At 61.6% G+C, this 23,968-nt stretch carries 24 protein-coding genes; 13 read left to right on the plus strand and 11 right to left on the minus strand.

The features are described from left to right. Positions 1–6 precede the first annotated feature (6 nt). Entirely contained in the window at positions 7–585 is a 579-nt protein-coding gene (locus tag BB029_RS06680) for an RNA polymerase sigma factor (protein WP_027604674.1), read from the plus strand. Next, positions 582–1,559, plus strand: coding sequence for a FecR family protein (locus tag BB029_RS06685; RefSeq protein ID WP_065938630.1), 978 nt, complete (start codon positions 582–584; stop codon positions 1,557–1,559). The genes BB029_RS06680 and BB029_RS06685 overlap by 4 nt, the downstream gene beginning before the upstream one ends. On the opposite strand, the gene BB029_RS06690 is transcribed toward BB029_RS06685, so the two are convergent. Beyond that, entirely contained in the window at positions 1,560–1,910 is a 351-nt protein-coding gene (locus BB029_RS06690) for a glutaredoxin family protein (RefSeq protein ID WP_065938631.1), read from the minus strand. Continuing rightward, complete coding sequence (gene yejK, locus BB029_RS06695) at positions 1,910–2,914, minus strand: nucleoid-associated protein YejK (RefSeq protein WP_012722392.1); 1,005 nt, start codon at positions 2,912–2,914, stop codon at positions 1,910–1,912. Before yejK ends, BB029_RS06690 begins: the two co-directional genes overlap by 1 nt. Before the next feature lie 396 nt (positions 2,915–3,310). On the opposite strand from yejK, the gene BB029_RS06700 reads away from it, so the two are divergent. Then, a complete protein-coding gene (locus BB029_RS06700) occupies positions 3,311–3,592 on the plus strand; it encodes an HU family DNA-binding protein (RefSeq protein ID WP_003188840.1) in 282 nt (93 codons plus the stop codon). Between the two features lie 176 nt (positions 3,593–3,768). Here the strand turns inward: BB029_RS06700 and rlmF are convergent, their stop codons facing one another. The 5 genes from rlmF to BB029_RS06725 form a co-directional block, all read right to left on the minus strand. Further along, complete coding sequence (rlmF, locus tag BB029_RS06705; RefSeq protein ID WP_027604671.1) at positions 3,769–4,785, minus strand: 23S rRNA (adenine(1618)-N(6))-methyltransferase RlmF; 1,017 nt, start codon at positions 4,783–4,785, stop codon at positions 3,769–3,771. Between the two features lie 148 nt (positions 4,786–4,933). Next, on the minus strand, positions 4,934–7,780 hold the full coding sequence (locus BB029_RS06710) for a valine--tRNA ligase (protein WP_065938632.1): 2,847 nt from the start codon (positions 7,778–7,780) through the stop codon (positions 4,934–4,936). Between the two features lie 149 nt (positions 7,781–7,929). Continuing rightward, positions 7,930–8,322, minus strand: a complete 393-nt coding sequence (locus BB029_RS06715; RefSeq protein WP_065938633.1) for a DNA polymerase III subunit chi — start codon at positions 8,320–8,322, stop codon at positions 7,930–7,932. Between the two features lie 7 nt (positions 8,323–8,329). Beyond that, a complete protein-coding gene (locus BB029_RS06720) occupies positions 8,330–8,758 on the minus strand; it encodes a DNA polymerase III subunit chi (protein WP_027604668.1) in 429 nt (142 codons plus the stop codon). Positions 8,759–8,809: 51 nt separating this feature from the next. Beyond that, the gene (locus BB029_RS06725) at positions 8,810–10,300 is read right to left on the minus strand and encodes a leucyl aminopeptidase (protein WP_027604667.1); all 1,491 of its coding nucleotides are present in this window, start codon (positions 10,298–10,300) and stop codon (positions 8,810–8,812) included. Between the two features lie 285 nt (positions 10,301–10,585). Here BB029_RS06725 and lptF point away from each other — a divergent pair, with 285 nt between their 5' ends. The 10 genes from lptF to tadA all read left to right on the plus strand — a co-directional run bounded on the left by lptF (position 10,586) and on the right by tadA (position 21,122). Then, positions 10,586–11,704, plus strand: a complete 1,119-nt coding sequence (lptF, locus tag BB029_RS06730; RefSeq protein ID WP_027604666.1) for an LPS export ABC transporter permease LptF — start codon at positions 10,586–10,588, stop codon at positions 11,702–11,704. Then, positions 11,697–12,776: an LPS export ABC transporter permease LptG gene (gene lptG, locus BB029_RS06735; RefSeq protein ID WP_065938634.1), complete on the plus strand. Its 1,080-nt coding sequence runs from the start codon at positions 11,697–11,699 to the stop codon at positions 12,774–12,776. The genes lptF and lptG overlap by 8 nt, the downstream gene beginning before the upstream one ends. A 151-nt stretch (positions 12,777–12,927) precedes the next feature. Beyond that, entirely contained in the window at positions 12,928–14,727 is a 1,800-nt protein-coding gene (lepA, locus tag BB029_RS06740) for a translation elongation factor 4 (protein ID WP_027604664.1), read from the plus strand. A 5-nt stretch (positions 14,728–14,732) separates the two neighbouring features. Further along, entirely contained in the window at positions 14,733–15,587 is an 855-nt protein-coding gene (lepB, locus tag BB029_RS06745) for a signal peptidase I (RefSeq protein ID WP_027604663.1), read from the plus strand. A 147-nt stretch (positions 15,588–15,734) separates the two neighbouring features. Continuing rightward, the gene (gene rnc / locus BB029_RS06750) at positions 15,735–16,424 is read left to right on the plus strand and encodes a ribonuclease III (protein WP_027604662.1); all 690 of its coding nucleotides are present in this window, start codon (positions 15,735–15,737) and stop codon (positions 16,422–16,424) included. Next, positions 16,417–17,319 carry a GTPase Era gene (era, locus tag BB029_RS06755; RefSeq protein WP_027604661.1) on the plus strand — a complete coding sequence of 301 codons (903 nt, stop codon included), beginning with the start codon at positions 16,417–16,419 and terminating at the stop codon, positions 17,317–17,319. The genes rnc and era overlap by 8 nt, the downstream gene beginning before the upstream one ends. Before the next feature lie 142 nt (positions 17,320–17,461). After that, on the plus strand, positions 17,462–18,151 hold the full coding sequence (recO, locus tag BB029_RS06760) for a DNA repair protein RecO (RefSeq protein WP_065938635.1): 690 nt from the start codon (positions 17,462–17,464) through the stop codon (positions 18,149–18,151). 51 nt (positions 18,152–18,202) lie between these two features. Next, positions 18,203–18,946 carry a pyridoxine 5'-phosphate synthase gene (gene pdxJ / locus BB029_RS06765; protein ID WP_065906925.1) on the plus strand — a complete coding sequence of 248 codons (744 nt, stop codon included), beginning with the start codon at positions 18,203–18,205 and terminating at the stop codon, positions 18,944–18,946. 296 nt (positions 18,947–19,242) lie between these two features. Continuing rightward, positions 19,243–20,625, plus strand: coding sequence for a multicopper oxidase family protein (locus BB029_RS06770; protein WP_065938961.1), 1,383 nt, complete (start codon positions 19,243–19,245; stop codon positions 20,623–20,625). Beyond that, a complete protein-coding gene (gene tadA, locus BB029_RS06775) occupies positions 20,625–21,122 on the plus strand; it encodes a tRNA adenosine(34) deaminase TadA (protein WP_065938636.1) in 498 nt (165 codons plus the stop codon). The genes BB029_RS06770 and tadA overlap by 1 nt, the downstream gene beginning before the upstream one ends. A gap of 33 nt (positions 21,123–21,155) precedes the next feature. Here tadA and cmoB read toward each other — a convergent pair whose 3' ends face one another. From cmoB to BB029_RS06795, 4 genes are read right to left on the minus strand one after another with little or no spacing between them, the layout of a single operon-like run. Continuing rightward, a complete protein-coding gene (gene cmoB / locus BB029_RS06780; protein ID WP_065938637.1) occupies positions 21,156–22,112 on the minus strand; it encodes a tRNA 5-methoxyuridine(34)/uridine 5-oxyacetic acid(34) synthase CmoB in 957 nt (318 codons plus the stop codon). Beyond that, complete coding sequence (gene cmoA / locus BB029_RS06785) at positions 22,109–22,852, minus strand: carboxy-S-adenosyl-L-methionine synthase CmoA (protein WP_065938638.1); 744 nt, start codon at positions 22,850–22,852, stop codon at positions 22,109–22,111. The genes cmoB and cmoA overlap by 4 nt, the downstream gene beginning before the upstream one ends. A 35-nt stretch (positions 22,853–22,887) precedes the next feature. Further along, positions 22,888–23,544 carry a lysoplasmalogenase gene (locus tag BB029_RS06790; RefSeq protein ID WP_065938639.1) on the minus strand — a complete coding sequence of 219 codons (657 nt, stop codon included), beginning with the start codon at positions 23,542–23,544 and terminating at the stop codon, positions 22,888–22,890. 1 nt (position 23,545) lies between these two features. After that, a complete protein-coding gene (locus BB029_RS06795; RefSeq protein WP_065938640.1) occupies positions 23,546–23,935 on the minus strand; it encodes a protease inhibitor I42 family protein in 390 nt (129 codons plus the stop codon). Between the last annotated feature and the right edge of the window lie 33 nt (positions 23,936–23,968).

Raw genomic sequence — 23,968 nt, forward strand, 5'->3', positions numbered from 1 at the left:
GCGGCCATGATGATCAGCACCCCACCCGACTCCCAGGACAGCCCCCAGGCTGACGCGGCGGGTGGGCGTGCGCATTTCCTGCAGGTGTTCCTGTCCCAGCGTTCGCAGATGGAAGCGTTGGTGAGCCGACGTGTCGGGTGCCGCGCCACGGCGGCCGACCTGGTGCAGGACCTGTTCCTGCGGTTTTGGCGTCGGCCATTGGTGCAGGTCGAAGAACTCAGCACCTACCTGTTGCGCTGCGCCGGCAATATCGCCATCGACCACCTGCGCAGCGAAGGCGCGCGGGTGCGCAGCAGTGAAGGCTGGCTGCCGGAGCAGCAGGATAACCAGGGCTCCGAACCCCAGGCGGCGCTCGAGGCGGGCAACGACCTGCGGCATGTCGAAGCCGCTCTGCGCAGCCTGCCGGAGCGCACCCGGCAGATCTTCCTGCTCAACCGCATTCATGGGCGCAAGTACGCGCAAATCGCCAAGGCCATGGGCCTGTCCCAAAGCGCCGTGGAAAAACATATGATGCGTGCCCTCGAAGCCTGCAAAGCCAGCCTTCGCGAACCATCGCCATCGCGCACGCCAGGGAAAGCACCGTGAATCCGACCCCCACGCCAGACCAGGAACAAGCCGCACTGGCCTGGCTGAGCCTGTTGCACGACCAGCCCAGCAGTGGCGACCAGGCCACGTTCAGTCGCTGGCTAAGGGCAGATCCTGCGCACGTCGAAGCCTATGCCCAGGCCCAGGTGCTCTGGGAGTTGAGCGAAGTGCCGGCACGCCAACTGGCGGATGAAGACGCGCTGGCGTTGCAGGGCTACCTCAATGCGATGAACACCCCTAGGCGCTCGCGGGTGGTGCGCTGGTCCGGCGCCTTGGCCATGGCGGCGTGCCTGATGTTGATGGTGTCCATGGGCGCCGGTTGGCAGCCTTCGCGGTGGATTGATGACTTCGGCGCCGATTACGTGAGCGCACCGGGAGAAGTGAAGACCGTCACCTTGGCCGATCAATCCCGGGTCACGCTGGATGCGGACAGCGCCATTGCCGTGGACTTCAGCCATGGTGAGCGGCATATCCAATTACGTCGCGGTGCAGGTTTTTTCAGCGTCACCCACACCGGCGAGTCCTTTGTGGTCGAGGCGGGCGGCGGTGAAGCGCGGGTGCTGGGGACGCAGTTCGAAGTGCGCCTGCAACCGGCAGGGGCCGAGGTGACGGTGTTGTCGGGGCGGGTCGGCGTGACCGCGTCGAAACAGGGCCAGCAGCAAATTCTGACGGCGGGCCAGCAAGTGGCCTACGCCGATGGCAGCGCCGATCCCTTGCACGCGGTCGACAGCGAATCCCGCCTGGCCTGGCGGGATGGCTGGCTCAACTACTACAAGGCACCGCTGGCGGAGGTGGTCAAGGACTTGGGGCGTTACTACCCTGGCCGCATCCTGCTGCTCAACGAAGCGATGGGTGCCAGGCGTGTCAGCGGCAGCTTCCCGAGCAAGGACCCGCAGGCGGTACTCAACGCCTTGCAAGCGGTGCTGGGGTTCGAGCAGCACAGTCTGTTGGGGCGGGTAATCGTGGTGCGCTGATTACTTCAGCGCGGCCATGATCGCGTCAGGGTTGTAGTCGCGAATCAGCGTGCCGTTCACGTCCACAAACGGAATCCCGCCACCGCCCAGCGCTTCATATGCCTTGCGCGCCTTGGCGTCCTTCTCGATATCGACGGCCTGGTACGGAATGCCCTTCTGGTCGAGGAAGCGGCGGATCTGCTTGCAGTAGCCGCACCACTCGGTGGCATACAGCACCACCCGCGCCGACGCTCGCGTCTGCTCCGGCACCACCTGGGAAGGGTTGAACAGGCGCTCGATCTTGCCCCAGTTCTGGATAACCACCACCACCAGCAACACCAGCAGGACTTTCTTGAGGACCCCGCCGAGCATCAGTTGCGGCGCTTGAGCTGGTCGGTCAGTTGGGTCGGCAGGCCCTTGATGATCAGGGTACCGGCGGCTTCGTCGTACTCGATCTTGTCGCCCAGAAGGTGCGCTTCAAAACTGATGGACAGGCCCTCGGCGCGTCCGGTGAAGCGGCGGAACTGGTTGAGGGTGCGTTTATCCGCCGGGATTTCCGGCGACAGGCCGTAGTCCTTGTTGCGGATATGGTCGTAGAACGCCTTGGGCCGATCCTCATCGATCAGGCCCGACAGCTCTTCAAGGCCCATGGGCTCGCCGAGCTTGGCCTGGCTGCTGGCGTAATCGACCAGGGTCTTGGTTTTTTCGCGGGCGGATTCGTCCGGCAGGTCTTCGCTTTCGACGAAGTCGCTGAAGGCCTTGAGCAGGGTGCGCGTCTCGCCCGGGCCGTCGACGCCTTCCTGGCAGCCGATGAAGTCGCGGAAGTATTCCGAGACCTTCTTGCCGTTCTTGCCTTTGATAAACGAGATGTACTGCTTGGACTGTTTGTTGTTCTGCCACTCGGACACGTTGATACGCGCCGCCAGGTGCAGTTGGCCCAGGTCCAGGTGGCGCGATGGGGTCACGTCCAACTCGTCGGTCACCGCCACGCCTTCACTGTGGTGCAGCAGGGCGATGGCGAGGTAGTCGGTCATGCCTTGCTGGTAGTGGGCAAACAGCACGTGGCCGCCGGTGGAGAGGTTGGACTCTTCCATCAGTTTTTGCAGGTGTTCGACGGCGGTGCGGCTGAACGTGGTGAAATCCTGGCCACCCTCGAAATATTCCTTCAACCAGCCGCTGAACGGGTGCGCGCCGGATTCGGCATGGAAGAAACCCCAGGCCTTGCCTTGTTTGGCGTTGTAGCTCTCGTTGAGGTCGGCAAGCATGTTCTCGATGGCGGCCGACTCGGCGAGCTCGGAGTCGCGGGCGTGGAGAACTGCGGGTGTGCCGTCGGGTTTTTTGTCGATCAGGTGGACGATGCAATGACGGATCGGCATGGGCTTCTCGGCTGGTTGAAGGGGAGCGGTCGGCCTCCCCGAAAAGTCGCCCAGTGTACCGCACCCATTGGTCAAGACACGCGTCGAAGGGCATTTTGGATGCTCTCCGACGAGGCATATGCCTTTTTTTCACGGTTTAGAGCGATAAAGCTGACCAAATGGGTAGGTAGAAGCGGATATTTCCCCGTCTCTGTGCTAGTTTTGCCCCGTCTTACGCCAAGTCTCGGCGATAAGCGTGCATTCAGCATCTGTCAGGTCGAACCAATCCCCGTTTCAAGCATCTATAACCCCGATCTCCGTGGTTATAGCCGGGGGTGCCAGGCCATGACGGTCGGGCTCGACGGCTGACACTGCACTCTGCAATCCATATGAATTTGATAGGGAAGGAACACCACAATGGCTATTACTAAAGACCAACTGATCGCTGACCTGGCTGAAGCAGTAGACGCACCGAAAACCACCGTGCGCGCACTGCTGGACCAACTGAGCCAAGTTGTTGCTGACCAGCTGGAAAACGGCGGCGAAATCACTCTGCCAGGCGTTGGCAAACTGAAAGTGACCGAGCGTCCTGCCCGTACTGGCCGTAACCCTTCGACTGGCGCTGCCATCGAAATCGCTGCCAAGAAAGTTATCAAGCTGGTTGTGGCCAAAGGCCTGACCGACGCTGTTAACAAGTAAGACGCAGCAAAAAAACCGTGCTCCGGAGCGATCCGGGCACGGTTTTTTGTTGCCTGCGATTTTTTACCTGTAGGAGCGAGCTTGCTCGCGAAGGCCGTTAACGATAACGCGGCCATCCCGGATGAATGCGGTGTCTTGGCGTTTTTCGCGAGCAAGCTCGCTCCTACAGGTTGACGTCAGCGCACCCAGCGCTGGCGCCAGATCTGCTGTTCGTTCTTGGTCTGGAAGGTCCAGGCCACGAAACGGCTCTGCTTCTGGCCCTGGGACATTTCCACCACCTGGCTTTCCAGCACGCCGGCTTTTTTCAGGGCGGTCTCGATCGCGGGCAAATTTGACGCTTTTGACACCAGGGTGCTGAACCACAACACCTTGTGGGCAAAGTGCGCACTCTCGGCGATCAACTGCGTCACGAAGCGCGCTTCACCGCCTTCACACCACAACTCGGCCGATTGGCCTCCGAAGTTGAGCACCGGCAATTTGCGCTTGGGATCGGCCCGGCCCAAGGCGCGCCACTTGCGCTCGCTGCCCTTGGTGGCTTCGTCCATGGACGCATGGAACGGTGGGTTGCACATGGTCAGGTCAAAACGCTCACCCGGTTCCAGCAGGCCCAGCAGGATGTGCTTGGGGTTTTCCTGCTGGCGCAACTGGATGACCTTGCTCAGGTCATTGGACTGCACGATGGCCTTGGCGGCGGCCACGGCGATAGGGTCGACCTCCGAGCCGAGGAAGTTCCAGCGGTACTCCATATAGCCAATCAGCGGGTAGACGCAGTTGGCGCCCATGCCGATGTCCAGCACCTTGACGATTGAACCGCGCGGGATCTTGCCCTCGTTGACACTGGCCAGCAGGTCGGCGAGGAAGTGCACATAGTCGGCACGTCCCGGTACCGGCGGGCACAGGTAATCCGCCGGGATGTCCCAATGCTGGATGCCATAGAAGGCCTTGAGCAACGCCCGGTTGAACACCCGCACCGCGTCCGGGCTGGCGAAGTCGATGCTCTCTTTGCCATAGGGGTTGATGATCACGAATTGCGCCAGTTCCGGCGTGGTCTTGATCAACGCCTGGAAGTCGTAACGGCCTGTGTGGCGGTTGCGTGGGTGCAGGGTAGCCTCTTTGCGCGGCGCGACGGGTTTGGCCGTGGCTGCGGTCTTAGGCTTCTTGCGTGGAGGTTTGGGCGTAGTGGGGGCGGTCATGATGATTCTGGTGTTGGCTCAAAGTGGCGGCCATTGTCACACATTCCCGAGGATAACTCGGTCAAATGTGGGAGCAAGCCCCCTCCCACATTGACCGCAAGCACAAAAAAAGAGACCCGAAGGTCTCTTTTTTCACACGGATTGCCCCTTACAGGCTGGAAATCCGCGCATGTTGCTCCGCCAGCTTGCCCAAAGCCTGTTCGGCCTCGGCCAGCTTGGCGCGTTCCTTATCGATCACTTCAGCCGGTGCCTTGTCGACGAATGCCGCGTTGGACAGCTTGCCGCCCACCCGCGCCACTTCACCTTGCAGGCGCAGGATTTCCTTGTCGAGACGGGCCAGTTCCGCGCCCTTGTCGATCAAGCCGGCCATCGGCACCAGCACTTCCATGTCGCCGACCAGTGCGGTCGCCGACAGTGGCGCTTCGGCGCCATCCGCCAATACGGTGATCGATTCCAGCTTCGCCAGCTTCTTGAGCAGCGCATCGTTCTCGGTGAGACGACGCTGGTCTTCGGCGCTGGCGTTCTTCACGAATACCGCCAGGGGCTTGCCCGGGCCGATGTTCATTTCGGCGCGGATGTTGCGCGTGCCGAGCATCAGGGTCTTGAGCCATTCGATGTCGCTTTCGGCCGCCTCGTCGATACGTGCTTCGTTGGCCACCGGCCAAGGTTGCAGCATGATGGTCTTGCCGTCTTTGCCGGCCAGCGGCGCGAGGCGCTGCCAGATTTCTTCGGTGATGAACGGCATGAACGGATGCGCCAGACGCAAGGCGACTTCGAGCACGCGTACCAGGGTGTGACGGGTGCCGCGCTGACGTTCGATCGGCGCGTTCTCGTCCCACAGTACGGGCTTGGACAGTTCCAGGTACCAGTCGCAATACTGGTTCCATATGAACTCGTACAAGGCCTGTGCGGCCAGGTCGAAACGGAACTGGTCGAGTTGACGGGTCACTTCGGCTTCGGTGCGCTGCAATTGCGAGATGATCCAGCGGTCGGCCAGGCTAAGTTCGATGGCCTCGCCGTTCTGGCCGCAGTCTTCGCCCTTGTCCAGCACGTAGCGCGCGGCGTTCCAGATCTTGTTGCAGAAGTTGCGATAGCCTTCGACGCGGCCCATGTCGAACTTGATGTCGCGACCGGTGGACGCCAGCGAGCAGAAGGTGAAGCGCAGCGCATCGGTGCCGTAGCTGGCAATGCCGTCGGCGAACTCATCGCGGGTCTGCTTCTCGATCTTCTTCGCCAGTTTCGGCTGCATCAGCCCCGAGGTGCGTTTCTGCACCAGGGTTTCCAGGTCGATGCCGTCGATGATGTCCAGCGGGTCGAGGACGTTGCCCTTGGACTTGGACATCTTCTGGCCCTGGCCATCCCGCACCAGGCCGTGTACGTATACGGTCTTGAACGGTACCTGCGGCGTGCCGTCCTCGTTCTTCACCAAGTGCATGGTGAGCATGATCATCCGGGCAACCCAGAAGAAAATGATGTCGAAGCCGGTGACCAGCACGTCGGTGGAGTGGAATTTCTTCAGGAATTCGGTCTGCTGCGGCCAGCCCAGGGTGGAGAAGGTCCACAGGCCCGAGCTGAACCAGGTGTCCAGTACGTCGTTGTCCTGTTGCAGCGCCACGTCCGGGCCGAGGTTGTGCTTGGCACGTACTTCGGCTTCGTCGCGGCCCACGTAGACCTTGCCCGACTCGTCGTACCAGGCCGGAATGCGATGGCCCCACCACAGCTGGCGGCTGATGCACCAATCCTGGATATCGCGCATCCACGAGAAGTACATGTTTTCGTACTGCTTGGGCACGAACTGGATACGCCCGTCTTCCACGGCAGCAATCGCCGGCTCGGCCAGGGGCTTGGTGGACACGTACCACTGGTCGGTCAGCCACGGCTCGATCACGGTGCCGGAGCGGTCGCCCTTCGGCACTTTCAGGGCGTGGTCGTCGACGCTGACCAGCAGGCCGGCAGCGTCGAAGGCAGCAACGATCTGCTTGCGCGCTTCGAAACGGTCAAGGCCGGCGTATTCGGCCGGGATCTTGCCGTCGATGCTCTCGTTCAGCGTACCGTCCAGGTTGAACACCTGGCAGGCAGGCAGCACGGCGGCATTCTTGTCGAAGATATTCAACAGCGGCAGGTTGTGGCGCTTGCCGACTTCGTAGTCGTTGAAATCGTGGGCCGGGGTGATTTTCACGCAGCCGGTGCCGAATTCAGGGTCGCAGTAGTCGTCGGCGATGATCGGGATGCGGCGGCCTACCAGCGGCAACTCGACGAACTTGCCGATCAGTGCCTGGTAGCGCTCGTCGTTCGGGTTGACCGCGACGGCGGCGTCGCCAAGCATGGTTTCCGGACGGGTGGTGGCGACGATCAGGTAGTCGTTGCCCTCAGCGGTCTTGGCGCCGTCGGCCAGCGGGTACTTGAGGTTCCACAGGAAACCTTTCTCGTCGTGGTTCTCCACTTCAAGGTCGGAAATTGCCGTGTGCAACTTGGTGTCCCAGTTGACCAGGCGCTTGCCGCGGTAGATCAGGCCGTCTTCATGCAGGCGCACGAAGGCTTCTTTCACCGATTCCGACAGGCCGTCATCCATGGTGAAGCGCTCGCGGCTCCAATCGACGGACGAACCGAGGCGACGGATCTGACGGCTGATGTTGCCGCCGGACTGGTCTTTCCACTCCCAGATTTTTTCCAGGAATTTCTCGCGACCCAGGTCGTGACGGTTCTGGCCGGTGGCTTCGAGTTGGCGCTCCACCAGCATCTGGGTGGCGATACCAGCGTGGTCGGTACCCGGTTGCCACAGGGTGTTGCGGCCCTGCATGCGGCGGAAACGGATCAACGCATCCATGATCGCATTGTTGAAGCCATGGCCCATGTGCAGGCTGCCAGTGACGTTCGGTGGCGGAATCATGATGGTGTAGGACTCGCCCGCGCCTTGCGGAGCGAAATAGTTCTCGGACTCCCAGGTGTTGTACCAGGAAGTTTCAATAGCGTGCGGCTGGTAGGTCTTATCCATGCGCGGCGGGACCCTAGTTGGCATATATTCAGGAAAGCCGGCAAGTATAACGGGGGATAGGGCGCAGGGCGAGGCGAAGGCGGGCTTAAGGTGCAGGCAATCAAATGTGGGAGGAGTTTGCCACCTCCCACAGGGGATCTATGGACGGTTCAAGACTGGTATTGGCTGAGCAGCCGCTCCATCCGCGCATCCATCCGGCGCTTGATCTCGGTTTCGATATGGGGGGCAAAGTCGTCGATCACGTCTTGCATGATCAATTGCGCAGCGGCACGCAGTTCGTTGTCCAGGTGCAGCAGCAGGGCGTCGGGGCCCTTTTCAGCCGCAGCAGGGGCAGGGTCCACCACAACGGGAGCTTCGACAACCGGTTCCGGAGCGACCTGCTTGCCACCGACCATGTCGAACAACAGCGGAATCTGAACCTCGCCATCGGCCTGTTCGGTCAATAGCGGCGGTTGCAAGTCATCATCACCCAGCAACTGACGAATCGACTCGAGGTCGTCCAGCAGGTGGTCATCTTTTTTTGTCGGGTTGGGAGTGTCCATCATGTACTCAAAGTCGTTGTAGCCGGTGATCTTGCAAAGGATAGCCCTGTTCGCGGTAGAAACGGAAACTCTCCCGCGCGGCCTGACGAATAGCCGGATCTTCCACCACCACTTCCGCCACACGGGCGAAGGCCTTGGCAAAAGGCGGTACTTTCAGGTCCAGGTTGACCAGCAGGTCCTGGTGATTGCCGCAACTGTCCCCCAAACCCAGGACAACCTGGCCTTCGGGTTCTGATTCTGCGGGGCCGTGGGGCACGAAGCTTTCGCCCTTGAAACGCCACAGGCGGGCGTCGAGCTCGTCGCGTTGGGCGGCATCGCTGCAATGCAGGTAGATGCGGTGGCCCATGCGCCAGGCTTTCTCGGTGAGTTTGCAGGCGAAGTCCAGGCGCGCGAGCGGATCGGCGCTGGGCAATATATAGAAGTCGACTTGGGTCATTGCGGTTCCTGAGGCCGGGGCGGCGAGATCACCGCCCCGGCATCTTCAGTGTCAGGCTTTGGCGCGGTCCAGCAGGTATTGGGTCAGCAATGGCACCGGACGGCCGGTGGCGCCCTTGTCCTTGCCGCCGCTGGTCCAGGCAGTGCCGGCGATGTCCAGGTGTGCCCAGTTGAAGTTCTTGGCGAAGCGCGACAGGAAGCACGCAGCCGTGATGGTGCCGGCTTTCGGGCCGCCGATGTTGGCGATGTCGGCGAACGGGCTGTCCAGCTGCTCCTGGTACTCATCGAACAGCGGCAGTTGCCAGGCGCGGTCGTCGGCGGCCTTGCCGGCGCTGAGCAGTTGCTCGATCAGCTCGTCGTTATTGCCCAGCAGGCCCGAGGTGTGGGAACCCAGGGCCACGATGCAGGCGCCGGTCAGGGTGGCGATGTCGATCACGGCTTGCGGCTTGAAGCGCTCGGCGTAGGTCAGGGCATCGCACAGCACCAGGCGGCCTTCGGCGTCGGTGTTGAGAATTTCCACGGTCTGGCCGCTGAGGGTGGTGACGATGTCGCCCGGACGGGCCGCGCCGCCGCTCGGCATGTTTTCGGCGCAGGCCAGGATGCACACCAGGTTGATCGGCAGCTTCAGTTCCAGCACGGCGCGCAGGGTGCCGAACACGCTGGCGGCGCCGCCCATGTCGTACTTCATCTCGTCCATGCCCAGGCCCGGCTTGAGGCTGATGCCGCCGGTGTCGAAGGTGATGCCTTTGCCGACCAGGGCGTAAGGCTTCTCGGACTTCTTGCCGCCGTTGTATTGCATCACGATCAGGCGTGGTGGCTGGTCGCTGCCCTGGCCCACGGCATAGAACGAGCCCATGCCCAGTTCCTTGATCTTCTTTTCGTCCAGGACTTCGACTTTCAGGCCCTTGAACTCTTTACCCAATGCCTTGGCCTGTTCGCCCAGGTAGGTCGGGTGGCAGATGTTCGGCGGCAGGTTGCCCAGGTCGCGGGTGAACGACATGCCATTGGCGATGGCCTGGGCGTGAGTCACGGCGCGCTCGACTTCAGCCTGGGCGGCCTTGATGGTCAGCAGGGTGATTTTCTTCAGGGCGCGGGGTTCGGCTTTCTGGCTCTTGAACTGATCGAAAATGTAGCCGCCGTCCACCAGGGTTTCGGCCAGCAGGCGAGTCTTGCCGTAGCTGTCACGGCCCTTGACCACGATTTCATCGAGCGCCAGTGCCGCATCGCTGCCGCCCAGGCCCTTGAGGGTGTTGAGGATGCCGCTGATGATCTTGCGGAACGGACGGTCGCCCAGTTCAGCGTCCTTGCCCACGCCCACCAGCAATACGCGGTCGGCTTTCAGGTTGGGCAGGCTTTGCAGCAGCAGGCTCTGGCCGACTTTGCCGGCCAGGTCGCCGCGCTTGAGAACCGCGCTGATCGCGCCGCCGCTGAGTTCGTCGAGCTGCCTGGCGGCCACGCCGAGCTTGCGGCCTTCGCCGATGGCGACCACGAGGGTGGCGGTTTTCAACGTTTCGGGGCTAACGCTTTTTACAACCAATTCCATTTTCGGGTCCCTTATATAAGGTCTGAGAGCCTGGCGTCTGTACGCAGGCTTTAAAGCTTGGCGGCTGTGTAAACCGCCAGCGACAAAGGCCGCAGTTTGAACCTCGCCGGCGGAGCCTGACAACCCTTGCCACCAGCTTTGTGCGTGCGCATGAGGTTGCGCAGTGACAGGCGCGGTCAATCACAGGATAATGCGCCATCTTTTTAGCCGGCCCGGTGCAAACGGGCTGACTCGGTATGCTTGCTTGTTTGGCCGCCTTAGCCTGACAACCCTGGAGTGTCTGGTTTGATCGTCTTCCGTTATCTGTCCCGCGAAGTCCTGTTGACCCTGAGTGCCGTGAGTGCGGTCCTGCTGGTCATCATCATGAGTGGTCGTTTCGTCAAATACCTGGCCCAGGCTGCCTCCGGCGCCCTGGACCCAGGCTCGCTGTTCCTGATCATGGGCTTTCGCCTGCCGGGATTCTTGCAACTGATCCTGCCGCTGGGCCTGTTCCTCGGCATCCTGCTTGCCTACGGCCGCTTGTACCTTGAAAGTGAAATGACCGTGCTCTCGGCCACCGGCATGAGCCAGCAGCGCCTGCTGGGCATGACCATGATTCCGGCGGCCGGCGTTGCGCTGATCGTGGCCTGGCTGAGCCTGAGCCTGGCTCCCCAGGGCGCCATGCAGTTCCAGCTGGTGCTGAACAAGCAGGACGCGATGACCGAGTTCGATACCCTCGAGCCGGGCCGTTTCCAGGCACTCAATGACGGCTCACGGGTGACTTACACGGAAACCTTGACCGACGACCGCGCCAACCTGGGCGGTGTGTTCATCTCCGAGAAACGGTTTGGCCAGGACAAGAAAGACCGGGGCATTTCCGTACTGGTGGCCGATTCGGGCCGTCAGGAAGTGCGTCCTGACGGCAGCCGCTACCTGATCCTGGAAAATGGCTATCGCTATGATGGCAGTCCAGGCATGGCCGACTATCGCGCGATCAAGTACGACACCTATGGCGTGATGCTGGCCCGCCCGGACATCAGCGACGAAGTCACCGACCGCGACGCTATCCCCACGGCGGACCTGCTCGGCAGCAAGGAGCTGCGCTCCATCGCCGAGCTGCAATGGCGGATTTCCCTGCCGCTGCTGGTGTTTATCGTGACCCTGATGGCCGTGCCGCTGTCGCGCGTCAACCCGCGCCAGGGCCGTTTCCTCAAGCTGTTGCCGGCGATCCTGCTGTACATGGCTTACCTCACCATCCTGATTTCCGCCCGTGGCTCCCTGGAGAAAGGCAAGCTGTCGCCGGTCCTGGGCCTGTGGTGGGTGCACGGCATGTTCCTGGTGATCGGCCTGGGACTGCTGTATTGGGAGCCTATTCGTTTGAAAATGATGAGCCGTCGTGGCCAGAAGGAGTTGGCTCGTGGCTAAGCTCGATCGCTACATTGGTAGCAGCGTCCTGATCGCCATCCTGGCGGTACTGGGCATTATCCTGGGCCTGGCCTCGTTGTTCGCCTTCATCGATGAAGTCGGCAACGTCAGCGACACCTATACCGTATGGGACGTGCTCAGCTACGTGGCACTCACCGCGCCGCGTCGTCTCTACGACATGATGCCGATGGCCGCGTTGATCGGTTGCCTGATCGGCCTGGGCAGCCTGGCCAGCAACAGCGAACTGACCATCATGCGCGCCGCCGGTGTGTCCATCGGGCGTATCGTCTGGGCGGTCATGAAGCCAATGCTGCTGCTGATGCTGTGCAGCGTGCTGATCGGTGAATACGTCGCGCCGCCGGCCGAAACCACCGCCCAGGCCAATCGCGCCCTGGCCCAGGGCTCGGGCGATGCACAAAGCGCCAAGCATGGGCTGTGGCACCGCCAGGGTGATGAGTTCATCCACATCAACGCCGTGCAACCGGGCGGGCTGTTGATCGGTGTGACGCGCTACACGTTCGACAAGGAACGTCACATGCTGTCGTCCAGTTTCGCCAAACGCGCGCAGTACAGCAGCGAAAAGTGGCAACTGACCGACGTCACCACGACTTACTTCCGCAATGTCGGCCAAGGCACCAAGGCCAGCACCGAAGTGATCAATGTGCCAAGTGAAGAGTGGGATATCGCCCTCAAGCCGGAACTGCTCAATACGGTGGTGATGATCCCCGAAAGCCTGCCGATCTCCGGGTTGTGGGGCTATATCCACTACCTGAAGGATCAAGGCTTGAATAACGGTCGTTACTGGCTGGCATTTTGGGTCAAGGTGTTGCAGCCGGTGGTGACCGCCGCACTGGTGTTGATGGCGATCTCGTTCATCTTCGGTCCCTTGCGCTCCGTGACCCTCGGTCAGCGGGTATTCACGGGGGTGCTGGTCGGTTTCACCTTCCGCATTGCCCAGGACCTGCTCGGCCCGTCGAGCCTGGTGTTCGGGTTCTCGCCACTGTTTGCAGTGCTGGTGCCGACGGCCATCTGCGCCCTGGCCGGCTTCTGGCTGCTGCGCCGAGCGGGCTGATAGCGCACCGATGGATAAAAAATGCCCCGCTCGGATGAGCGGGGCATTTTTGTTCTGGTCAGCAAAGATGACGCCCGGCCTGAGCATCAGGTACAATTCCCGGCTATTTTTCAGCGGGCAATCTGCCTGCAGCCTTTTTGAGTGTTGATCCGTGAGTGATTTGAGTCATATCCGCAATTTCTCCATCATCGCCCACATTGACCATGGTAAGTCGACGCTGGCCGATCGATTCATCCAGATGTGCGGCGGCCTTGCCGAGCGTGAAATGGAAGCCCAGGTGCTGGACTCCATGGACCTCGAACGCGAGCGCGGGATCACCATCAAGGCCCACAGCGTTACCCTGTACTACACCGCCAAAGACGGTATCAAGTACCAGTTGAACTTCATTGACACCCCCGGCCACGTGGACTTCACTTATGAAGTCAGCCGCTCCCTGGCGGCCTGCGAAGGTGCGCTGCTGGTGGTGGACGCGGGCCAGGGCGTTGAAGCCCAGTCCGTGGCCAACTGCTACACCGCCATCGAGCAAGGCCTGGAAGTCATGCCGGTGCTGAACAAGATCGACCTGCCACAAGCCGATCCGGACCGGGTAAAGGAAGAAATCGAAAAAATCATCGGCATTGACGCCACCGACGCCGTCGAGTGCAGCGCCAAGACCGGCCTGGGCGTCGACGAAGTGCTCGAGCGCCTGGTCAAGACCATCCCAGCCCCCACCGGCAACTACGAAGATCCGCTGCAAGCGTTGATCATCGACTCCTGGTTCGACAACTACCTGGGGGTTGTCTCCCTGGTACGCGTGCGCCACGGCCGTGTGAAGAAGGGCGACAAGATCCTGGTCAAGTCCACCGGCAAGATCCACCTGGTGGACAGCGTCGGTGTATTCAACCCCAAGCACACCGCGACCACTGATCTGAAAGCCGGTGAAGTAGGCTTCATCATCGCCGGTATCAAGGACATTCACGGTGCGCCGGTGGGTGACACCCTGACCTTGAGCTCCACCCCTGACGTCGACGTGCTGCCGGGCTTCAAACGCATCCAGCCGCAGGTCTACGCCGGCCTGTTCCCGGTCAGCTCCGACGACTTCGAAGACTTCCGCGAAGCCCTGCAAAAGCTGACCCTCAACGACTCGTCGTTGCAGTACACCCCGGAAAGCTCCGACGCCCTGGGCTTCGGCTTCCGCTGCGGCTTCCTCGGCATGCTGCACATGGAAATCATCCAGGAGCGCCTGGAGCGCGAGTACGACCTGGACCTGATCACCACGGCGCCGACGGTTATTTTCGAGCTGCTGCTCAAAAACGGTGAAACGATTTACGTCGACAACCCGTCCAAGCTCCCAGACCTGTCTTCCATCGAAGACATGCGCGAACCGATCGTGCGGGCCAATATCCTTGTGCCGCAGGAACACCTGGGCAACGTCATTACCCTGTGTATCGAAAAGCGTGGCGTGCAGCACGACATGCTGTTCCTCGGTACCCAGGTGCAAGTGACCTACGATTTGCCGATGAACGAAGTGGTCCTGGACTTCTTTGACCGTCTCAAATCCACCAGTCGCGGCTATGCTTCGCTGGATTACCATTTCGACCGTTACCAATCGGCTAATCTGGTGAAACTGGATGTGCTGATCAACGGCGACAAGGTCGATGCCCTGGCACTGATCGTGCACAAGGACAACGCGCACTACAAAGGTCGCCAGTTGACCGAAAAGATGAAAGAACTGATTCCGCGCCAGATGTTCGACGTCGCGATCCAGGCCGCCATTGGCGGGCAGATCATTGCGCGAACCTCCGTCAAGGCACTCAGAAAGAACGTACTGGCCAAATGCTACGGTGGCGACGTCAGCCGTAAGCGCAAGCTGCTTGAGAAGCAAAAGGCCGGTAAAAAACGCATGAAGCAAGTGGGCAACGTGGAAATTCCACAAGAAGCCTTCCTTGCGGTGCTCAGGTTGGATAGTTAGGTCCTATGTCGCTAAATTTCCCGCTGTTGCTGGTCATCGCCGTTGCCGTTTGCGGTCTCCTGGCGTTGCTCGATCTGGTGTTCTTCGCCCCGCGTCGGCGGGCGGCTATCGCGTCCTATCAGGGCAGCGTCAGCCAGCCCGATGGCATGGTGATCGAGAAGCTGAACAAAGAGCCTTTGCTGGTTGAATACGGCAAGTCGTTCTTCCCGGTGTTGTTCATCGTGCTGGTGCTGCGCTCGTTCCTGGTGGAACCGTTTCAGATCCCGTCGGGCTCGATGAAACCTACCCTGGACGTGGGCGACTTCATCCTGGTGAACAAGTTTTCCTACGGGATTCGCCTGCCGGTGATCGACAAGAAGGTCATCGAAGTCGGTGATCCGCAGCGCGGCGATGTGATGGTGTTCCGCTACCCGAGCGACCCGAACGTCAACTACATCAAGCGTGTGGTAGGCCTGCCGGGCGACGTGATTCGCTACACCAGCGACAAGCGCCTGTTCATCAACGGCGAGTCGGTGGCCGAGAAGCTGATCGGTTCCGAACCGAACAGCCTGGGCAGTGCCGAGCTGTACCAGGAAAAACTCGGTGCGGTAGAGCATGAAATCCGCAAGGAAATGAGCCGCTACCGCGCCATGCCTGATGGCGAGTGGAAAGTGCCGGCCGGGCACTACTTCATGATGGGCGACAACCGCGACAACTCCAATGACAGCCGTTACTGGGATGACCCCAGCATTCCCAAGGACCTGCTGGGCATGGTTCCCGACCAGAATATCGTCGGCAAGGCCTTTGCGGTCTGGATGAGCTGGCCGGAACCCAAGCTCAGCCACCTGCCGAACTTCTCGCGGGTCGGGCTGATCAAGTAATACAAGCGGCGCTGTGCACACAGCGCCGAATGCTTTTCTGGGGCTTGGACATTTCCCGTCCCCGTGCAATACCAATCAGGATTTGAATTTGAACACTGCGTCAATCGTCGATGGCCGCCGGTGCCACCACACAGATATGGGTAAACCGTGACCGTTTCTCTAAGTCGTCTCGAGCGCCAGCTCGGCTACACCTTCAAGGATCAGGAATTGATGGTCCTTGCCCTCACACACCGCAGCTTTGCAGGGCGTAATAACGAACGCCTGGAATTCCTCGGTGATGCCATCCTCAATTTCGTCGCCGGTGAAGCCCTGTTCGAGCGCTTTCCCCAAGCCCGTGAAGGTCAGCTGTCGCGTTTGCGCGCACGCCTGGTAAAGGGCGAGACCCTGGCCGTACTGGCCCGTGGTTTTGGCCTGGGTGAGTACCTGCGCCTCGGCTCCGGTGAGTTGAAGAGCGGCGGGTTCCGCCGTGAGTCGATCCTGGCCGATGCGCTTGAGGCGTTGATCGGCGCGATCTACCTCGATGCAGGCATGGAAGCGGCCAAGGAGCGCGTCACCGCGTGGCTGACTTCCGAGATCGAAAGCCTCACGCTGGTCGACACCAACAAGGATCCGAAGACCCGCCTGCAGGAATTCCTGCAATCGCGCGGTTGCGACCTGCCACGCTACGAAGTGGTGGATATCCAGGGTGAGCCCCATTGCCGCGTGTTCTTCGTGGAATGTGAAATCACCTTACTGAATGAAAAAAGCCGAGGTCAGGGTGTGAGCCGTCGTATTGCCGAACAGGTAGCGGCCGCTGCAGCACTGATTGCCCTGGGCGTGGAGAATGGCCATGACTGATTCAACCGCAACACGCTGTGGCTATGTTGCCATCGTCGGCCGCCCGAACGTGGGCAAGTCCACGCTGCTGAACCACATCCTCGGCCAGAAGCTTGCAATCACCTCGCGCAAGCCGCAGACCACCCGCCACAACATGCTGGGCATCAAGACCGAAGGCAGCGTGCAAGCGGTCTACGTCGACACCCCGGGCATGCACAAGGGCGGCGAGAAAGCCCTTAACCGCTATATGAACAAAACGGCCTCGGCGGCGTTGAAAGACGTCGACGTGGTGATCTTCGTGGTCGACCGCACCAAGTGGACCGACGAAGACCAGATGGTCCTCGAGCGTGTGCAGTACGTCACCGGCCCTTTGATCGTCGCGTTGAACAAGACCGATCGTATCGAAGACAAAGCCGAGCTGATGCCGCACCTGAGCTGGCTGCAGGAGCAACTGCCGAACGCCCAGATCATGCCGATCTCGGCCCAGCACGGGCACAACCTCGAAGCCCTGGAGCGCGTGATCGCCGGTTACCTGCCGGAGAACGAGCACTTCTTCCCGGAAGACCAGATCACCGACCGCAGCAGCCGTTTCCTCGCCGCCGAACTGGTGCGTGAGAAAATCATGCGCCAGATGGGCGCCGAGCTGCCGTACCAGATCACCGTTGAAATCGAAGAGTTCAAGCAGCAGGGCAAGACCCTGCATATCCATGCGCTGATCCTCGTCGAACGTGACGGCCAGAAGAAAATCATCATCGGCGACAAGGGCGAGCGCATCAAACGCATCGGCACCGAAGCGCGCAAGGACATGGAATTGCTGTTCGATTCCAAGATCATGCTTAACCTGTGGGTGAAGGTTAAGGGTGGTTGGTCCGATGATGAGCGTGCGTTGCGCTCCCTTGGCTACGGCGACCTGTAAGGGCACCGTAGGGCAAAAAATGTGGGAGGGGGCTTGCCCCCGATAGCAGTGGGTCAGTTAATAGATAAGTGACTGAACCACCGCCATCGGGGGCAAGCCCCCTCCCACATTAGGTTTGTGTTGTTTTCAAGATAGAGAACCCATGTCCCAATCCCCACCCACCAGCCAACTCGCCTATGTGCTGCACAGCCGCGCCTACCGCGAGACCAGCGCCCTGGTGGATTTCCTCACGCCCCAAGGCCGCCTGCGCGCGGTGTTGCGTAGCGCGCGGGGCAAGGCGGGGACATTGGCGCGACCCTTCGTGGCGTTGGACGTGGAGTTTCGCGGCAAGGGCGAATTGAAGAACGTCGGCCGCCTGGAAAGCGTCGGCACTTCCGCCTGGCTCAATGGCGATGCACTGTTCAGCGGCCTCTACCTTAATGAACTGCTGATCCGCCTGTTGCCCGCCGAAGACCCGCACCCGGCGGTCTTCGATCACTACGCCGCCACCTTGCTGGCCCTGGCCGAGGGCCGCCCCCTGGAGCCGCTGTTGCGCGCCTTCGAATGGCGTCTGCTTGACGACCTGGGCTACGGCTTCGAACTGAACAACGACCTGCACGGCGACCCCATCGCCGCCGACGGCATGTACCGCCTTCAGGTGGATGCGGGTCTGGAACGTGTGTACCTGCTGCAACCGGGCCTGTTCCAGGGCACCGAGCTGCTGGCCATGAGCGAGGCCGACTGGAGCGCACCCGGCGCCTTGTCCGCCGCCAAGCGCTTGATGCGCCAGGCCCTTGCCGTGCACTTGGGCGGACGGCCGCTGGTCAGTCGCGAGTTGTTTCGAAAGCCCTGACATCCCCGTGTATGCTGTGCAGCGTTTCTTCCCCTTTTCAGGAGCGCTTCCGTGACCACCAGCAATCGCATTCTTCTTGGCGTCAACATCGACCACGTCGCTACCCTGCGTCAGGCCCGGGGCACCCGTTACCCTGACCCGGTCAAGGCCGCGCTGGACGCCGAAGAAGCGGGGGCCGACGGCATCACCGTGCACCTGCGCGAAGACCGCCGCCACATCCAGGAGCGCGATGTGCTGCTGCTCAAGGACGTGCTGCAAACCCGCATGAACTTCGAGATGGGCGTCACCGAAGAAATGATGGCCTTCGCCGAGCGCATTCGCCCGGCGCACATCTGCCTGGTCCCGGAAACCCGCCAGGAACTGACCACCGAAGGCGGCCTCGACGTCGCCGGTCAGGAAGCGCGGATCAAGGCCGCGGTGGAGCGCCTGTCGAAGATCGGCAGCGAGGTCTCGCTGTTCATCGACGCCGACGAGCGCCAGATCGAAGCGTCCCGCCGTGTCGGCGCGCCGGCCATCGAACTGCACACCGGCCGTTACGCCGACGCCACCACACCGACCGAAGTGGCGGATGAACTGCAGCGCATCATTGACGGTGTGAACTGCGGCCTCAATGAAGGCCTGATCGTCAATGCCGGCCACGGCCTGCACTATCACAACGTCGAAGCGGTGGCTGCGATCAAGGGCATCAACGAGCTGAACATCGGCCATGCGCTGGTGGCCCACGCGCTGTTCGTCGGTTTCAAAGGCGCGGTTGCCGAGATGAAGGCACTGATTCTGGCTGCTGCCAAGGCCTGATACCGCAGCGCAAGCTCTGCTGTGCTTCCTGTAGTGAGCGGGCTTGCCCCGCGTTGGGCTGCGAAGCGGCCCTGAAACCTGCGATTCCGGTCTCCCTGACACCCGGCGGCGATTGAACTGCGGCTGCTGCGCAGCCCAACGCGGGGCAAGCCCGCTCACCACAAAAAGCGTGCTCGCCACGCGACCCAATAAAATCAGCAACTGCGGCAATGCGAAGCCTTACTGTTTAGCCAATGCAGGTGTATCGTATCTGCCCTTTGCAGGCCCTGTGCCTGCGGCAGATACGTGAGGTTGTTGTGTCCCGATCCTTTTCCCGTCGACAAATCCTGGGTGGTCTTGCAGGCCTGGCCGTAGTGGGCGTCGGCGCCGGTGGCGCCTACCGCTACTGGCTGGGGAAAGTCGCCGAAGCCGAAGCGGGGCATGATTACGAACTGATCGCCGCGCCGCTCGACGTAGAACTGGTGCCGGGGCACAAGACCCAGGCCTGGGCCTTCGGCCCTTCGGCACCGGGCACCGAGTTGCGCGTGCGCCAGGGTGAGTGGCTGCGGGTGCGCTTTATCAACCACTTGCCGGTCGCCACCACAATCCACTGGCACGGCATTCGCCTGCCGCTGGAAATGGACGGCGTGCCCTACGTCTCGCAATTGCCGGTGCTGCCCGGCGAATACTTCGACTACAAATTCCGCGTGCCCGACGCCGGCAGCTACTGGTACCACCCCCATGTGAACAGCAGCGAAGAGCTCGGCCGCGGCCTGGTCGGCCCGCTGATCATCGAAGAACGCGAACCCACCGGGTTCAAACACGAACGCACCCTCAGCCTGAAGAGCTGGCATGTGGACGAAGAGGGCGCCTTTGTCGCCTTCAGCATTCCCCGTGAGGCCGCGCGCGGGGGCACGGCCGGGCGGTTGTCGACCATCAATGGCGTATCCCAGGCGGTGATCGACCTGCCCGCCGGGCAGATCACCCGCGTGCGCCTGCTCAACCTCGACAACACCTTGACCTATCGCATCAACATCCCCGACGTCGAAGCGCAGATCTACGCGCTGGACGGCAACCCCGTCGAACCACGCCCGCTGGGTAAGGAATACTGGCTGGGTCCGGGCATGCGCATCTGCCTGGCAATCAAGGCGCCGCCGGCGGGTGAAGAACTGTCGATCCGTAACGGCCCGGTGCGCCTGGGCACTTTCCGCTCAGTCGCCAACACCGACGCACCGGCCGAATGGCCACCGGCATTGCCCGCCAACCCGATTGCCGAGCCGGACCTGGCCAATGCGGAGAAACTCAACTTCAATTTCGAGTGGGTCGGTTCAGTGTCGGTGAATGTCGATAATGGCAAGCCGCCGAGCCTCTGGCAGATCAACGGCCAGGCCTGGGACATCACCGACAAGACCTGCGCCGACCGCCCGATCGCCAAGCTGGAAAAAGGCAAGAGCTACATTTTCGAATTGAAGAACATGACCCAGTACCAGCACCCGATCCACCTGCACGGCATGAGCTTCAAGGTGATTGCCTCGAACCGCCACAAGGTGATCCCGTATTTCACCGACACTTACCTGCTGGGCAAGAACGAACGCGCCCGCGTGGCCTTGGTGGCGGATAACCCCGGGGTGTGGATGTTCCACTGCCACGTGATCGACCATATGGAAACCGGCCTGATGGCCGCTATCGAGGTGGCGTGATGCGCCAGTTTCGCCCCACGGCGATCATCGACCGCAGCCGCGACCAGGATTTCATGCGCGAAGCCCTGGCCCTTGCCGCCCAAGGCGCGGCGCTGGGCGAAGTGCCGGTGGGCGCGGTGCTGGTGCAGGACGGTGACATCATCGGTCGCGGCTTCAACTGCCCGATCAGTGGCAATGACCCCAGTGCCCACGCCGAAATGGTCGCCATCCGCGCCGCCGCGCAGGCTGTCAGCAACTACCGCCTGCCGGGCAGTACGCTGTACGTGACCCTGGAACCGTGCAGCATGTGCGCCGGGCTGATCGTGCATTCACGCATCGCGCGGGTGGTGTATGGCGCGTTGGAGCCGAAGGCGGGGGTTGTGCAAAGCCAGGGGCAGTTTTTTACCCAGGGCTTTCTGAACCATCGGGTGTTGTTTGAAGGCGGTGTGCTGGCCGAGGAGTGCGGCACGGTGTTGAGCGAATTCTTCAAGGCCCGTCGAGCCAAGCCCCCGCTCTAAAGAACACTTCATTTTTTCAGGGAGCTTGGGGGCTTACTTTTTAGCGATGATCACCGCCCGCATCGGTGCCGGCAGCCCTTCAATCGTCTTGCTGTGATCCTGCGGATCGAGGAAGTCGCTGAGGGATTGATACTTCATCCACTCCGTTCCGCGTTGTTCCTCCACCGTGGTCACGCTCACATCCACGCACCTCACATCACTGAACCCCGCACGCCGCAGCCACAGCATCAGTGCCGGCACCGACGGCAGGAACCACACGTTACGCATCTGCGCATAACGGTCTTCCGGCACCAGCACCTGTTGCTGGTCGCCTTCCACCACCAGGGTTTCCAGGACCAGTTCGCCGCCCTTGACCAGGGTGTCCTTCAGCGCCAGCAGATGTTCGATGGGCGAGCGGCGGTGATAGAACACCCCCATGGAAAACACCGTGTCGAAGCCTTCCAGGTTCGCGGGCAGGTCTTCAAACGGGAACGGCAGGTGCCAGGCCTTGGGTTCGGACAGGTAACGCTGTACGGCCTGGAACTGGCAGAAGAACAGCCAGTTAGGGTCGACGCCAATCACGCTGTCGGCCCCGGCGCCGAGCATGCGCCACATGTAATAGCCGTTGCCGCAACCGACATCGAGGATGCGTTTGCCTTTGAGGTCCAGGTGCGGGGCCACACGCGACCACTTCCAGTCCGAGCGCCATTCGGTGTCCACATGCACGCCGAACAGGTGGAACGGGCCCTTGCGCCACGGGCTCAAGCCCATCAGCGCGGTGTGCATCTGCGCGCGGGTGGCGTCGTCGCAATCGGTGTCCAGCACCAGGCCATTGAGCAAGTCGACTTCGCTGGGCTGGATCTTGGGCAGCGCGTCCAGGGCACTCTGCCAACGCTCCAGGTCGCCATGACCCTTTTCCATCTTGCTATCGAGCTGCGCTTGCAGGCCTTGGGCCCATACGGCCAGCGGGGTGCCGACCAGATGGCGGGCGAGGGGGGACAGATCAATCATGGCAAGGCAATCAACGAGGCAAAGTTAAGACACTGGAACCACGGCACGACTTTCGAGAACCCGGCCGCCAGCAGGCGTTCACGGTGTTCTTCGAGGCTGTCGGGCTTCATGACGTTTTCGATGGCGCTGCGCTTCTGGGCGATTTCCAGTTCGCTGTAGCCGTTGGCGCGTTTGAACGCGATATGCAGGTCGGTGAGCAGCGCATGCTCTTCCAGGTCATTGAAGCGCAGCTTTTCCGAAAGGATCAATGCACCGCCGGGCAATAACGACTGGCGGATACGCCCGAGCAACGCCAGGCGCTCATCCGGGACGATGAATTGCAGGGTGAAGTTCAACGCCACCACCGAGGCCGGTTGGAACTGCAACGCGAGGATGTCGCCCTCGATCACCTCGACCGGCAGCAGCTCCTGGAACATCGAGTCCTGGCCATTGAGGTATTCGCGGCAGCGCTCGACCATGGCTGCCGAGTTATCCACCGCGATCACGCGGCAACCGTCGGTGCGCACATGACGGCGCAAGGCCTGGGTCACCGCACCCAGGGACGAGCCCAGGTCGTAGAGCACGCTGTGCGGTTGGGCAAACTGCGCCGCAAGCACGCCGAGGTTTTCGACAATCGTCGGGTAACCGGGCACCGAACGCTTGATCATGTCCGGGAACACCCGCACCACGTCCTCGTTAAAGGCGAAGTCCGGCACCTGGGGCAGGGGCTGGGCGAATAGACGATCGGGTTCTTTGCTCACGGTTGTTCCGGCGACGAAGGGGAAAGGCCGGCATTTTAGCCAAGTTGGCCCTCGTGTGCGCGGGTTGTCTGATGGAAAGCCGAGGCGGTGATGCCCCACTGTCCGAGCCAGTAGGTGACGATCAACAAATACGGCGCGGCGTCGAACGACAGCACAAACCGATTGATACCGATCAGCGTGTCGGAAAACACAAACGACACCGCGCCCGCGGCCGCCAGCAGCGCCGAGCGTTTCGGCACATCGCTGCCCACGCGTGCCAGCGCGCGCCAGAGCATGGCGCTGATCACCAGTGCGTAAATCACCACCGGTACCAGCAGTTCGCCAAGGCCGTGGGAGATCAGGATGCCCAGCAGGATCGCGCCCACGCCCAGCGCCAATGCCAACGGCAGCAGCGCCAGACGGCGACAGTCGTTGCAATAGGCTTTGAGGTAGGCCAGGTGGGCAAACAGGAAGGCTCCCAGGCCGAAGATAAACAGGTCGCCCGGCCAGGCCAGCAACACATCGCCGACCAGGGAGAAAATCAGCCCGAGGCTGATCCAGCGTCGATAGTCGGTCGGCGGCGCATCATGCAGCCAACCCAGCAGCGCCAGGACCGGCAGCGGCTTGACCAGCAGGCACAGCAACGTGGCATGGGCGGTCAGGCCGTAGATAAAGGTGCCTGCGCCCATCAACGCAAGAATCAGCCATGGCATATCAGTTCACCGTAATGGCGCAATCGAAGGTCTCGGCGGGTTCGGCTTCCGGTTCCCAGGGTTGCTGGGAGGTCAGGCGCAACCGCCCCTGGCCGGCCGTGAATGCCTGGAAGCGCCAGGTGGACTGGCCACCGCCGCCGATCACACCGGATTCCGAGCTGCTGTACACCTCGGGGCTCAGCGCACGCAGTACGCCACCGGCGGAATCCTGGATGGCCCAGCGGTAGCCGGTGGTGGGGTTACTCGGCAGGGTGAGGATCAGGTTTTGCCCGGTCTTGAGTTGCAGCGGGCAGGCGCTCTGGTTGTCCACGGTGACGTTTTGCTTCGGCGCACTGGCACAGGCGGCGAGCAGGCAAAGGCTCAGGGGGAGAAGCAGGCGGGCAGCGGTCATGGGGGCTCCGTTGTTTGGCGACGAAGACCGAGC

This window comes from Pseudomonas sp. S3E12 (assembly GCF_001702295.1).
GTDB lineage: Bacteria > Pseudomonadota > Gammaproteobacteria > Pseudomonadales > Pseudomonadaceae > Aquipseudomonas > Aquipseudomonas marginalis.